Here is a 687-nt window from a genome sequence, read left to right as displayed (position 1 = left end):
AGTTAGGATTGGTGGGGTTACTGTACAGGTTATAACTTAACAATATTTACAAAAAGCCCAACTGAGGTCTCCGCAGCTCTGGCTCTGAGTATATCGGTAGGAGGGAGGGGGTGGGGGAGGGGGGGTTAATGATGGTAGTAGCCATGGCCGTAGTAAGGGTACGCATGTCCGTAGCCGTGGGCGTAGTTGTGGGTGGCTCCGCCCTGGGCGGCGACGGCGGTGAGATGGGCGGCCTTGACGGCGGCGACGTCGGGGGTGTCAGCGAGGTAGCCGGAGGGCAGGACGTGGGGTACGGCCAGGGGTCCGTGGTAGGATCCGTGTCCGTAGCCGTAGCCGTGACCGTATCCGTATCCGTGACCGTAGCTGGGACCGGAGCGGTGGGCGGCGGCGGCGACGGCAGTCAGGTGGGCACCCTTAGCGGCAGCCACCTCGGGGGTGTCGGCCAGGTAGCCAGAGGGCAGCACGTGGGGGATGGCGATGGGTCCGTGGTAGCCGTGACCAGCGTACCCATGGCCTGCGTACCCGTGGGCAGCGTACCCGTGACCAGCGTAGGCGTAGGCGGGGTAGCTGTAGGGGTAGCCGTGGCCGGCCCAGCCGTAGGCACCGGGGTACGCTCCGGAGTAGCTGGCGCTGGCGGCGGCCAGGCAGGCAACCAACACAACCAATGAGTTCATGACGCGAATACAC

Annotated in this window: 1 pseudogene; it reads right to left on the bottom strand. The window is 65.1% G+C overall.

Annotated features, from left to right (window positions below):
- Positions 1-125: 125 nt before the first annotated feature.
- Positions 126-687: pseudogene (locus P2081_RS20220) on the bottom strand (hypothetical protein); the annotation flags it as partial.

The sequence above is a fragment of the Pseudophaeobacter profundi genome, from assembly GCF_029697505.1.
Taxonomy (GTDB): domain Bacteria; phylum Pseudomonadota; class Alphaproteobacteria; order Rhodobacterales; family Rhodobacteraceae; genus Pseudophaeobacter; species Pseudophaeobacter profundi.
This window is presented reverse-complemented; position numbering and strand designations above follow the sequence as displayed.